The following is an 11,751-nucleotide window of genomic DNA, read 5'->3' on the forward strand; positions in this document are numbered from 1 at the left end:
CTAGACTACCTCCGAGTTTCGAGAGACCTTCTAAGAAATTCTTGATTCCCCTCTGGCGCTTCGCGCTAGAATCCTGCAAACTGCCTACTGCCAACTCCCAACTGCCAACTGCCAACTGCCAACTGCCAACTGCCAACTGCCAACTGCCCCCCTTGAAGCGAGCAAGCCAATTCCCCAATTCCAGGCAAAACCCTACAAAATTTCTGGAGTATGCCACTGATGAGAACGGACAAACTGACCGCTAAGTTCCAGATGGCCTTGGGAGACGCCCAAAGTCTCGCCGTTGGCCGCGATCATCAATTCATCGAGCCGGTGCACCTCATGGTGGCGCTGCTGGATCAAGAAGGCGGGACCATCCGCCACCTCTTGAGTCAGGCTGATGTGAATGCCAACCGGCTGCGCTCGAGCCTGGGCGAGGTCTTGGATCGGGTCCCGACTGTTCAAGGATCAGGCGGCGACATCCACCTGAGCAATGACCTGAATCGACTGCTCAACCTGACGGACAAGCTCGCCCAGCAGCGCAAGGATCAGTACGTCTCCTCCGAACTCTTCGTTTTGGCCGCGCTTGAGGACAAGGGCGCGCTGGGCAACGCCTTGCGCGAGGCTGGGGCAAGCAAGGGTGCTCTGGAAAAGGCGATCGACTCGGTACGCGGCGGGCAGGGCGTCGATGACCCCAACGCAGAGGAGCAGCGCCAGGCGCTCGAGAAGTACACCATTGATCTGACCGAGCGCGCCGACCAAGGCAAGCTCGACCCTGTCATCGGCCGCGACGACGAGATCCGTCGCACCATCCAGGTGCTCCAGCGCCGCACCAAGAACAACCCGGTGCTGATCGGCGAGCCAGGCGTGGGCAAGACCGCCATCGTCGAGGGGCTGGCGCAGCGCATCGTCAACGGCGAGGTTCCAGAGGGGCTCAAATCCAAGCGGCTGCTGTCGCTCGACATGGCCGCGCTCATCGCCGGCGCCAAGTTCCGCGGTGAGTTCGAGGAGCGCCTCAAGGCCGTGTTGAACGACGTCGCGCGCCAAGAGGGCAACATCATCCTCTTCATCGACGAGCTGCATACCATGGTCGGCGCGGGCAAGGCCGAGGGCGCCATGGATGCGGGCAACATGCTCAAACCCGCGCTGGCGCGGGGTGAGTTGCACTGTGTCGGTGCCACGACGCTCGACGAGTATCGCAAATACGTCGAGAAGGATGCCGCCCTGGAGCGCCGCTTTCAGAAGGTGCTGGTCCAGGAGCCCAACGTCGAGGATACCGTCGCTATTCTGCGTGGCCTCAAGGAGCGCTACGAGGTCCATCACGCCGTCGAGATCACCGACCCGGCGATCGTTGCCGCGGCCGTGCTCTCGCATCGCTACATCGCGGACCGCCAGCTCCCGGACAAGGCCATCGATCTCATCGACGAGGCGGCGTCCCAGATCCGCATGGAAATCGACTCCATGCCGGAGGAGATGGACCGGCTCGATCGGCGTCTGATCCAGCTCAAGATCGAGCGCGAGGCGCTTAAGAAGGAATCCGACGAGGCCTCGAAGAAGCGGCTCGCGGATCTGGAAGAGCAGATCGGCCGGCAGGAGCGCGAGTTCGCCGACCTCAACGAGATCTGGAAGTCAGAGAAGGCGGCGGTGCAGGGCACGGCGCATATCAAGGAGGCGCTCGACCGCGCCCGCATCGAGATGGAGACCGCCCGCCGCGCGAGTGACCTCGGGCGTATGTCCGAGCTGCAATATGGCCGCATCCCGGAGCTGGAGAAGCAGCTCGCCTCGGCCGCCGAACTCGAGGTTGGGGGCGAGAACCGTCTGCTGCGCAACAAGGTCACGGAGGAGGAAATCGCCGATATCGTCTCCAAATGGACCGGCATCCCGGTCTCGCGCATGTTGGAAGGCGAGCGCGAGAAGCTGCTGCGCATGGAGCAGGAGATCGAGCAGCGGGTCGTCGGCCAGAATGAGGCGGTGCGCGCCGTCAGCGATGCCATCCGCCGCTCGCGTGCCGGGCTGTCGGATCCCTCACGCCCAATCGGCTCCTTCCTCTTTCTGGGGCCGACCGGCGTCGGCAAGACGGAGCTGTGCAAGGCGCTGGCGGCCTTCCTCTTCGACACCGAAGAGGCCATGATCCGGATCGACATGTCCGAGTTCATGGAGAAACACTCGGTTGCGCGGCTCATCGGTGCGCCGCCCGGCTATGTCGGCTATGAAGAAGGCGGCTATCTGACCGAGGCGATTCGGCGCCGGCCTTACAGCCTCATCCTCCTCGACGAAGTCGAAAAGGCCCATCCCGATGTCTTCAACGTGCTGCTTCAGGTGCTGGACGACGGCCGCCTGACCGATGGGCAGGGTCGGACGGTCGATTTCCGCAACGCCGTCATCGTCATGACCTCCAACCTGGGGTCCGACGTCATCCAACAGCGCGCCGGCGAGGCCAACTATGCCGAGATGAAGGATGCGGTCATGGAGATCGTCCGCCATGCCTTCCGCCCGGAGTTCATCAACCGGTTGGACGAAATCGTCGTCTTCCATCCGCTGCAACGGGAGCAGATCCGCGCCATCGCGCGCATCCAGATCGACTATCTCCAGCAGCGCCTGGCCGACCGGGAGATGCGTCTGGAGGTCAGCGACCCGGCGCTGGATCACCTGGGCGAGGCCGGATTCGATCCTGTCTATGGCGCGCGGCCGCTCAAGCGGGCCATTCGCGCACAGCTCGAAAATCCGCTGGCGCAGGAGATCCTCTCCGGAAAGTTCGCTCCCGGCGACCTCATCGAGGTCGGCATGGAGGACGGGCAGATTGCCTTCGAGCGCGTGCTCCAAGGTGAACTGGTAGACTGATCGCACTATGAGCGAAGCACTTCAGACCGCCGTCGCGCGGCAACGAATACTACTGCAGGGCCGCCTGTCCGGGCTGCTTGAGCGGCTGGTTTCAGGCTGCCGGGCGGCCTGGCCCGACCGGCAGGCATTGGAGGGCATCCTCGTGGATGCCCTGCCAAGCCTGACGTCCTGCAAGTATCTCTACATCCTTGACGAGCATGCCAAGCAGCTCACGGCGAACCTTTCCCCACAAGGCCTGCTTCCCGAGCATTTCGGTCGTGACAGGAGTGAGCGGCCCTATCTGGCGGCAGCGCTCGCCGGGGAGCGCTTCTCGCTCTCACCCGTCTACCTGAGCCGCAACGCTCGGCGGCCCTCGCTGACAGCCATCCAGCGCATTGAGGATGACAGCGGGCGTCTGCTGGGATTCTTGGGCGCGGACTTCGACCTGCGCGAGCTGCCCTTGACGCGCGAACTCTACACGCAGTCGGAGCAATGGTTGCAGATGAAGGGAGACCCCGCCATTCGCGGCGGGCTCTTCAACCAGGAGCGCGTCGAGAGCCTCATGGACTCACGCATCGACGAGGTGATGGACCTAGTCGTCGAACTCATCACCGCCCACGGCGTCTTTCACGGCAAGCTGCACTTCTCCAGCTCCCGGGCAACGCTCTGGACCATGGACGACCCCTTTCGCTACCGCATCCTCGACTACGAGGACCTCACCAACCCAGGTATCTGTCTGGCCTATACCCGACGCGCCTATCCGTCGGATGCCGACATTCCCGAGGAGCGCATCAAGGACGTCTTCCGCACCTTCCGCGAGCTGCGATTCATGGACGAGACCATCTATCTCCGCTCCGGCTCCCTCAACGTCTTCAACGGCATCGTCGGGCTCAACTTCTCCTGCGACGGCTCGCACTACATGCAGTGGGACGAATTTCTTCACAAGAGTCTGGCGTTCTGGCTGGGAAGCCCGGAGCTATGCGGGGTTGATCAGACAACCCACTGATCTTGCCGCTCGCTCGGATTTCGCTCCACGAGTTCCAGCTCGGGACCCGCGAACCGTCACAAGGTCTCGGTGCGCCCGTGGGAGCGCCGCCCTCGGCGCGCTCAGCCCCGGCAACTGCGGGCCGTCATGGCAGGGCAGGGCGGATTCGCCTCGGCCGTCCGGAATGCATCAAGCGCCTGGCGCTTTGACAAGAGAGCTTCTTGCTAAGAGCCGCTGGTCTCTAAGGCGAATTCCGGAAATCACCTTACACAAAGAGACGAAGATGGGTAGGATGGGCAAAGTCCGTGCTCTGGAGTCGAGGGCAAGCTCGGCGCCGGACGGACGTGCCCATCCTGCAGGGCGCGGACCTGGGAGGATGGGCACGCCTGTCGGCCCTTGGCTTCCGCACGACGCCATAACACCAACTGAACAAGCGCTTTCCCACGACGATTTGGTGAGGGATCCATGGATAGGACGATCACGTGGTTCGAGCAGCTTTCAGTTCCGGCTAGGACGATCTGGGCGAAAAGTGGGACTGCCGGGGGGCACGGTCTGCTCACCCACATGCTCGATGTCGCGGCGGTGGCCGAAGTCATCCTGCGGCGTGAGCCAAGCCAGACACGCGCTTGGGCCGCACGCTCCCTCGGTTTGCCAGTCGCGGCGGCGTCGCAATGGCTTGCCGCTATCGTCGGGCTCCATGATTTCGGCAAGGCCATCCCCGGCTTTCAATGCAAGTGGCCCGAAGGCAAAGCACGGGACGAGCAAGCTGGGCTCGGCTTCAAACCTGCCTCTTTAGGCGTTCATCGTCATGATCTAGCCTCGGCCGCCCTCTTGCGTCGTCAGCTCGCCGCAACCTTTCCAAACACCAGCTGGACGTGGATCCTCAGCCTGGCGCTGGGCGCTCATCACGGCTACATGCCGCGCAGTCGAGATGTCCAAGAGACCAGGCCGCGCAACGAAGGCCCGGAATGGGCCAAGGCAAGGGCAGAGATCCTGGATGCCTATCTGACGACGCTGTCCCCTTGGACGGGTCCGCTGGCCGAAGACTTGCCTCTCCCGGCAGTTGCCTGGTTTGCCGGTCTCACCAGCATTGCCGACTGGGTCGGCTCGAACCTCGATTGGTTTCCGCTCGGCGAGCGCGCGGATTCATTGGGCGAGCATTACGAGAAGGCCAAGGCGCTCGCCGAGACTGCGCTCGACGACATCGGCTGGCCCGCCTATCGGACACTGCTCAACGCTGCGGCGGATACCGACCGGCTTATCGGTAGAATTCTGGGACAGCCAAACCGGCCGGTAAACGCGCGACCTTTACAGCAGACGGCGGATCGCCTTCTGGAAAGAGCCAAAGGCCCGGTCCTCATGATCGTCGAGGCCCCGATGGGTGAGGGCAAGACGGAGCTGGCCTTGCTCGCCCACCTGAGACTCCAGGCGCTCAATGGACATCGCGGGCTCTATCTCGCCCTGCCGACCCAGGCAACCGGCAACGCCATGTTCGACCGCGCCCTGTCGTTCCTGCAAGGATTCGACCCGAGCATGCGCTTGGATATTCAGCTGATCCATGGCGCAGCCATGCTGGACGAGCGCATCCATCGCTTGCGCGGAATCGACGCCTCTCATGCAGAGTCCATCGCCTCTTCCGCCTGGCTCTCTCAGCGCAAGCGCCCCCTGATCTCAGCCTATGGCGTCGGCACTGTCGACCAGGCACTCTTCGCCACGCTCAACGTCAAGCACCATTTCGTGCGTCTCTGGGGCCTGACCAATCGGGTCGTGGTACTCGACGAGATCCACGCCTACGACACCTACACCAGTGGGCTGATCGAGGCCCTGCTGCGCTGGCTGAAAGGGCTGGGGTGCTCGGTCATCCTGATGAGCGCCACCCTGCCGGCCCCGCGGCGAGCCTCGCTGCTGGATGCCTGGGGCGCATCCGACCGCCCGGAGATTCCCTATCCGCGTGTCCTCATGGCGCAAGAGGGCGAAACCCTCGCCGAGCATGTCGAATGCCGTCAACTGAGCCCCATCCAGGTGTCGGGACTCAGCGAGGACTTGGAGGTCCTTGCCGATCAGGCGCTGAGCTGCCTCGAAGCCGGTGGATGCGGCCTGGTGATCGTCAACACCGTCCAGCGCGCCCAGGATCTCTACCGTCTGCTCCGCGAGCCGGCCAGGGCGCGCGGCGAGCTGCTGCTGTTCCATGCCCGCTTCCCGGCCGACGAGCGCGCCGCGCGTGAACAAGCCGTGCTGAAACGCTTCGGTCCGCCGCCGGCCTCGCGTCCTCGACGCTGCCTCCTGATCGCCACTCAAGTCGTCGAGCAAAGCCTCGATCTGGATTTCGACTTCATGTTCTCCGACCTCGCCCCGGTCGACCTCCTGTTGCAGCGTGCCGGGCGTCTGCATCGGCACGAGCGGGAGCGGCCAGCCGCCCACGCCAAACCACATCTGCGCATCGCCGGACGCTTGAGCGAGCGTCCGCCGGAGCTGAACGACACCGCCTGGGGCTTCGTCTACGACCCCTACGTGCTCTACTGCACCTGGAGCGTCCTGATTCGCGAGCCCGAATGGCGGCTACCCGAGGACATCGACCGACTGGTGCAAGCCGTCTATTCCGGCGATCCATTCGAGGAAGAGATGCGCCCCGATTTCATGGCCACCCTGGACCAAGCCTTGGGCGATCACTACGCCGAGACCCAGAATCAGCGGCTGCAGGCGCAACACGCCGCCATCGACGCGGAGGCCGAGCCTCAGAATGCCTATGACCACCACCCGCGCGGTCAGGAAGAGCGGGACGGCGACGGCATTCCTCTGGTCACCCGGCTCGGCGACGACAGCGTGCCGACCCTTCCTGTTCGGGTGACCGGCGCCGGCTGGCACCTGACACCAGACACCCCAGCCTTCGATCCGCATACCGTGCCAGACGACGACCTGGCCCGGCGCATCTTCGCGCGTCAGGTCCGGCTATCGCGCAAAGGCGTCGTTCAGGATCTGTTCGACTTGCCATTGCCGCGCGGCTTCGAGGAGCATCCCTTGCTGCGTCATCTTCGGCCCATGCCCTTGACTGATGGCGTCACGGATCTCGGCGGTGTCCACGTCAGCCTCGATACCGAGCTGGGCATCGTCTACGAAAAGACCGCTCCATCCAGCCAGGAGGCGACATGAATCAAACGACCGCACCGGCCTTCAACCTGCTGGACGAACCTTGGATTCCTTTGCGCATGCTGGATGGAACGGCCCGCGATGTCAGCCTGAGGACAGCCTTGCTGGAGGCGACCAAGATCACGGCCCTACTGGAAGCGTCGCCGACGAGTCTGATCGCGCTGCACCGCTTGCTCCTTGCCATGCTGCACCGGGCGCTGACGACGCATCAGCAAACCTGGAAGGACTCGGATCGAGCGCGCTGGTATCGGGAGGGCTTGCCCGAAACGGCCATCCGAGACTACCTGGCGCAATGGCGCGACCGCTTCTGGCTGTTTCACCCGAAACACCCCTTCATGCAGGTCGCGGAACTCAGCGATTGGGGGGAAACCTCGTCCGCCGTCTTCCCGGTGTCTTCCGTCGCAATCAACCTGCTTTACGGCACCGCCATGTTCGAGCATGGCGTCTACGATCGCTCGTCATACGAAGCCGGTTACGCCATGCGCCTGCTGCTCGGCTATCTCCAGTTCACGCCTGGGGGATTCTTCCCCGGCAAGAAACTCAAGAGTTCCGAGCGCGCCGGTCCGTTGGCAAACACGGCGGCCGTCCTCCCGGTCGGTGAAACCTTGGCCGAGACCCTGCTGATCGGCCTTCACCCACCGACACCGAGACACATCCAGGACCTTCCTGCCTGGGAGCAGGAGCCTCCGACGAACGAGGTATTGCGTGGGTCTGCTCGATTGGCGACAGGCCCGAACGACCGCTACACGCGCCAGACCCGAGCCGCTCTCTTGGTTGCGGACACCGCGAGCGCTGACCGTCGCATTCGGCAGGTCTTCATCGCTGCCGGGATCTCTCTGGACGAGGATGCGCAGGCCCCCGACCCGATGACCAGCTACCGCATGAGCAAGGAAGGCAAAGCGCTTCGACTGTCCTTTCAGGACGGACGTGCGCTCTGGCGTGAGCTTCCGGCCCTGGTTCCTGATGCAACCGGCACCTTCAATCAGCCAGCGGCCATCCTGTCCGGGGCGACGAATCTCTACGCTCGAATGGGACGGCTCGACGCGCCGATTCCTGTCCTGGTCGCCGGGCTCACCAGCGACCAAGCGAAGCTGCTCCGCTGGAGGACGGATCGAGTCGATCTGCCGCTCGCGCTCCTGACCGACCCGGATGCGGCTGCGGAACTACGAGCCCAAATCAGCGTGGCGGAAAGGCTCTATTTCCGATTGCGAGCCATCTGCGCCGAAGCGATCGCCGCCGCGATGCCCGACCCAAGCCACAAAGACACCCGTGCTCGCGCCAGATCCCTTCTCGACGCTGGGCCGACCGCACCCCTGTTCTTCTCCGCGGCCGAGCGCGCCCTGCCCAATCTGATGAACCGAATCGCCATTGGCGACGTAGATGCCGCACACCTGCAATGGCAGGCGAGCATGAAGCTCGCCGTACAGCGAGCCTGGAGCGCGACATGCCGCATGCTCGGCGAATCGCCGCCTGCCTTGCGCGCCATCGCACGCGCCGAGTCGAGCATCGCGCGTCTGCTTCACGCCCTCGATGAACCGGATACCGCCGAGAGTCCAAAGGAGGCCACCCCATGAGCGAGGCCGCTCGATCCTTCATCAGCCACCTGTCAGAACTGGCTGTGCACGACCCAGGCGCATTGGCGCACCTGCGCCGCAGCCTCGGTTTCGCGCCTGGTGCCTTCCCGCGCGCCTATCCCTATGTCGAGCGATTCGTGCCTCGGGACAGTCACGCCGATGCCCCCTGGCGCAAGGCGCTCTATCTCACGGCCGGACTCTTCGCCCTGCACCCGGAGCATCGCGATGGTGACACCCTGGCATCGGCGCTCGGAACCATCGCCCGTCGCCGCGAGAGCAAGAGCATCGAGCAACGCTTCATCGCACTCCTCGGCGCCGAGCCGGACAGCCTGCCCAAGATGCTTCGCCCAGCCGTCTCGCTCCTGGTCGCCGATGATCAGCCCTGTGACTTCGCCCATCTGCTCGCCGATCTCGGTATCTGGCTGCGTCCCTTCGGCGCGGACAGCCGGGATTGGGTGCGACAGCGCTGGGCACGCGATTTCTACCGCGCCTATGACCTCGACTCGGACGCAGGCGACTCGGAGCCGTCTCGTCCCACCGCATCCTCATCCGCCGACTGACACGGAGCGCACCATGAGTCTCTTCATCGAGTTCCATCTGATCCAGAACTTCGCCCCATCCAACCTCAATCGGGACGATACGGGGGCGCCCAAGGATGCCATCTTTGGCGGTCAGCGCCGGGCGCGGGTCAGCAGCCAGTGCTTCAAGCGCTCGATCCGGCTCGCGGCGGCCGAGCTTGGCAGCGTCCCCGCTGAATTCGGCTCGGTCCGAACCAAGAAGCTCAAGGAATTGCTGGCGCAACGATTGGCGGATCTGGGCCGCCCGGACGCAGGGCATCAGATCGAAGCCGCTCTGGCTGCCGCTGGACTCAAGATCAAGGAAGACGGCAAGACCGAGTATCTCTTGTTCCTGGGGCAAGGCGAGATCCAGGGTCTGGCCGAGCTGATCCACGCACATTGGGATCTACTCGCCGCCCCCACGAGCGATAACGGCAAGAAGACGAAGAAGCAAGCCAAGGCCAGCGCGCCGCCCGAGGTGGTCAAGGCCGCGAAGGCGCTCCTGGATGGTCAGAAGGCCGTCGATGTCGCCTTGTTCGGGCGCATGCTCGCCGACTTGCCAGGGGTCAATCAGCACGCCGCCTGCCAGGTCGCGCACGCCATCAGCACCCATCGCGTCGAGCGCGAGTTCGACTATTTCACCGCCGTCGACGACAAGGGTGATCTCGACGAAACCGGTGCCGGCATGATCGGACAGGTGGAATTCAATTCGGCCACCTTCTACCGCTATGCCGTCATCGATCCACGCAAGCTCGTCGCCAATCTCAAGGGCGATCGTGAGCTGGCTCTAACAGGCATCGGTGCATTCACAGAGGCCATGGCCCGCGCTATCCCGACCGGAAAACAGAACAGCTTCGCCGCACACAACCCACCGAGCTTCATCGGTGTCGCGATCCGTCATGCCAGCCCCTTCAACCTGGCGAATGCCTTCGAGAAGCCCGTCTGGCCGAGACAGGACAGCGAGCTGACCACTCGATCCGTGGAAAAGCTCGCAGCACATGACGCAACCATCGCGACCGCCTTCAGCGATGGCAAGGACATCTGGGGCTATCTGGATCTGACTGGAGCCTGGCCCGAGGGCAAAGGCAAGGCACACACATCGCTCGGAGAGCTGACCCATTGGGTCGTCGCGCAAGCCAGTGTCGCACTGGGAGGTTGACCATGCCGACCTTGCTCCTGCGGCTGGCAGGACCGATGCAATCCTGGGGCACGACCAGCCGCTTCGACGAAAGGGATAGCCAACTGGAGCCATCGAAATCCGGTGTCCTTGGACTCATCTGCGCCGCCATGGGCCGTGACCGAGCGGAGCCCGTCGACGACCTGGCTCGACTGCGCATGGGCGTGCGGGTCGACCGGGAGGGGCTGCTGATGCGCGACTACCAAACAGCAACCGGCGTCGTTTCGGCCGGCGGCAAAGTCGACCTGAAGCGCACGGTCGTCAGCCCTAGGTACTACCTGGCTGACGCCGCCTTTCTCGTCGGATTGGAGGGGGAGGACCAGGCGTTGTTGCAACGGATCGATGCGGCGATCCGCAAGCCCATGTGGCCCCTGGCGCTCGGCCGCAAGGCCTTTCCGCCTGGCGCTCCCATTTGGCTGGAGCAGGGATCGACCGATCTGGGATTGCGCGACGCACTGCTGTCCGCGCCCCGCATCGCCGCCCCTCGATACGAAGACCAGGAGGCCCCGATCAGGCTGATCCTGGAGCATGAGAGCAGCGGCGCGATCCGCTTCGATCAGCCCATCGCCCCCTTCGCCGAGCGCTGTTTCGGCCCCAGGTATATTGCCGCGGAGGTCGTCCGTGTACCTCTCTAGGCTGACACTCGATCCGAGACATCCGCGCGTCCGGCGTGATCTCGGCAATCGCTACGAGATGCATCGGACCTTGGCTCGCGCCTTCGCTCCGGACGAAACGTCCGCGCCCTATCGCTTCCTCTGGCGACTGGAGTCCAGTGCATTCGACGCAGGATCGGCCGTGCTGCTCGTACAATCCGAGATGAGCGCCGACTGGAAACCCCTTGAAGGGGATGCCGGCTATGCCCTGGAGATCCTCGGCAACAAGCCGGTGGATCTGGAGCAATTGATCCAGGCGAGCGCCCGCTACCGCTTTCGCCTGCAGGCCAACCCGACCGTCACACGCAACGGCAAGCGCTATGGTTTGGTCAAAGAGGACGCTCAGCTTGACTGGCTGGACCGGCAAGCACTCAAGCAGGGGTTCACCGTCTTGGGCGCCATCCGAGCCGACTGTGAGCGGCTGCAGGCCCGCCAGCCATCGACCCGCCGACGGATCACGCTCCAGTCGGCCTTGTACGAGGGGCATCTCGAAGCAACGGACCCAGGTCGATTACGCCAGGCGATCATGACCGGGCTTGGACATGGGAAGGCATGGGGTCTAGGTTTATTGTCGGTCGCAAGATCGACATGAGAATCGACCGGCGTCGGCCGCCTACACCAACCAGATTGATTGGATTGAAGTTGCAGCAAGATTGCCGTGGAACAGGACCGCAGCCGTTCGATTTGGTGGGAGCGGCGCCCCGCCGCGACGACTTCGCAGACGGCGGCAGCCTTTGCCTCATGCTCCGGGGTGCCGGAATCACGGCATGAGCGCTACCAATGCAGAACTCCTGACTTGGCGCCAAATTCAATGCGACTGGATCGCCTCAAACACGAGGCGCAGCTCGGTACCGGGGTA

8 protein-coding genes are annotated in these 11,751 nt (G+C 63.9%); all 8 read left to right on the forward strand.

Going from position 1 to position 11,751, the window contains the following annotated elements:
- The first annotated feature begins 219 nt into the window (after window positions 1–219).
- The 8 genes from clpB (at window position 220) to cas6e (ending at window position 11,484) form a co-directional block, all read left to right on the forward strand.
- A complete protein-coding gene (gene clpB / locus G3480_RS22460; RefSeq protein ID WP_164656279.1) occupies window positions 220–2,820 on the forward strand; it encodes an ATP-dependent chaperone ClpB in 2,601 nt (866 codons plus the stop codon).
- Between the two features lie 7 nt (window positions 2,821–2,827).
- Window positions 2,828–3,805: a PDC sensor domain-containing protein gene (locus tag G3480_RS22465; RefSeq protein ID WP_164656281.1), complete on the forward strand. Its 978-nt coding sequence runs from the start codon at window positions 2,828–2,830 to the stop codon at window positions 3,803–3,805.
- Window positions 3,806–4,249: 444 nt separating this feature from the next.
- Window positions 4,250–6,934: a CRISPR-associated helicase Cas3' gene (gene cas3 / locus G3480_RS22470; RefSeq protein ID WP_164656283.1), complete on the forward strand. Its 2,685-nt coding sequence runs from the start codon at window positions 4,250–4,252 to the stop codon at window positions 6,932–6,934.
- Window positions 6,931–8,505, forward strand: coding sequence for a type I-E CRISPR-associated protein Cse1/CasA (casA, locus tag G3480_RS22475; protein WP_164656285.1), 1,575 nt, complete (start codon window positions 6,931–6,933; stop codon window positions 8,503–8,505). The genes cas3 and casA overlap by 4 nt, the downstream gene beginning before the upstream one ends.
- Window positions 8,502–9,065 carry a type I-E CRISPR-associated protein Cse2/CasB gene (casB, locus tag G3480_RS22480; protein ID WP_164656287.1) on the forward strand — a complete coding sequence of 188 codons (564 nt, stop codon included), beginning with the start codon at window positions 8,502–8,504 and terminating at the stop codon, window positions 9,063–9,065. The genes casA and casB overlap by 4 nt, the downstream gene beginning before the upstream one ends.
- A gap of 13 nt (window positions 9,066–9,078) precedes the next feature.
- The gene (gene cas7e / locus G3480_RS22485; protein WP_164656289.1) at window positions 9,079–10,221 is read left to right on the forward strand and encodes a type I-E CRISPR-associated protein Cas7/Cse4/CasC; all 1,143 of its coding nucleotides are present in this window, start codon (window positions 9,079–9,081) and stop codon (window positions 10,219–10,221) included.
- 2 nt (window positions 10,222–10,223) lie between these two features.
- Window positions 10,224–10,874: a type I-E CRISPR-associated protein Cas5/CasD gene (cas5e, locus tag G3480_RS22490; RefSeq protein WP_164656291.1), complete on the forward strand. Its 651-nt coding sequence runs from the start codon at window positions 10,224–10,226 to the stop codon at window positions 10,872–10,874.
- On the forward strand, window positions 10,861–11,484 hold the full coding sequence (gene cas6e / locus G3480_RS22495) for a type I-E CRISPR-associated protein Cas6/Cse3/CasE (RefSeq protein WP_164656293.1): 624 nt from the start codon (window positions 10,861–10,863) through the stop codon (window positions 11,482–11,484). Before cas5e ends, cas6e begins: the two co-directional genes overlap by 14 nt.
- Window positions 11,485–11,751 lie beyond the last annotated feature (267 nt).

Origin of the sequence: Thiorhodococcus mannitoliphagus (genome assembly GCF_010915725.1) — a bacterium.
GTDB classification, from domain to species: domain Bacteria; phylum Pseudomonadota; class Gammaproteobacteria; order Chromatiales; family Chromatiaceae; genus Thiorhodococcus; species Thiorhodococcus mannitoliphagus.

Coding starts and splice junctions, on each gene's coding strand:
- cas5e (WP_164656291.1), top strand. CDS start 10,224: ATGCCGACCTTGCTCCTGCGGCTGGCAGGACCGATGCAATCCTGGGGC.
- cas7e (WP_164656289.1), top strand. CDS start 9,079: ATGAGTCTCTTCATCGAGTTCCATCTGATCCAGAACTTCGCCCCATCC.
- G3480_RS22465 (WP_164656281.1), top strand. CDS start 2,828: ATGAGCGAAGCACTTCAGACCGCCGTCGCGCGGCAACGAATACTACTG.
- cas3 (WP_164656283.1), top strand. CDS start 4,250: ATGGATAGGACGATCACGTGGTTCGAGCAGCTTTCAGTTCCGGCTAGG.
- casA (WP_164656285.1), top strand. CDS start 6,931: ATGAATCAAACGACCGCACCGGCCTTCAACCTGCTGGACGAACCTTGG.
- clpB (WP_164656279.1), top strand. CDS start 220: ATGAGAACGGACAAACTGACCGCTAAGTTCCAGATGGCCTTGGGAGAC.
- casB (WP_164656287.1), top strand. CDS start 8,502: ATGAGCGAGGCCGCTCGATCCTTCATCAGCCACCTGTCAGAACTGGCT.